Source organism: Streptomyces colwelliae (genome assembly GCF_048158785.1).
Taxonomy (GTDB): Bacteria; Actinomycetota; Actinomycetes; order Streptomycetales; family Streptomycetaceae; genus Streptomyces.
In genome coordinates this window covers 1-495 of sequence record NZ_JBLTJC010000923.1, presented here as the reverse complement: position 1 = coordinate 495, position 495 = coordinate 1, and the positions used below count along the sequence as shown (strand labels likewise).

Annotated in this window: 1 pseudogene; it reads right to left on the bottom strand. The window is 39.6% G+C overall.

Annotation, left to right across the window (positions count from 1 at the left end):
- Positions 1-50: 50 nt before the first annotated feature.
- A pseudogene (locus ACNFOC_RS55175) lies at positions 51-495 on the bottom strand (MFS transporter); the annotation flags it as partial.

Genomic DNA, 495 nt, shown 5'->3' with positions numbered 1-495 from the left:
TATATATTCTCCCTGTAATGAATCATTTTTTTATTCCCTGATAGCATCCGTTATTCTTCTGCAACATTCTTTTTTCTTGCTCCATAAAAAGGTTTTCCATCGACAGTATCATATTCAAGCGCAGCTTCTGGATGGATCCATCTCTGTACACGTGATGGCATATCAAAACCAATAAGGACAAGAACAACAAATGTTAAGATAAAAGCAAGAGAACACATTGCTGTACCAAGACTTGTATGAGACGCAACAACTGCACCAAGAATAGGCGCACATGCTCCACCAAGTGAACCTACATTATAAATAAACCCCAGTCCTGCCGCACGCTGCTCCACATTAAAATAACCACTGATTATTTTCGGCACCAGAGCACCAATCCCCTGACCAAAAACCTGCTGAGTAAAGATTAGAAGGCCAAGTAACCATACATAGTCCCGGTCCACAAGAAAAACGGGGATAATAACAAACTGACGTATAAATATTAATATACAATAAGCC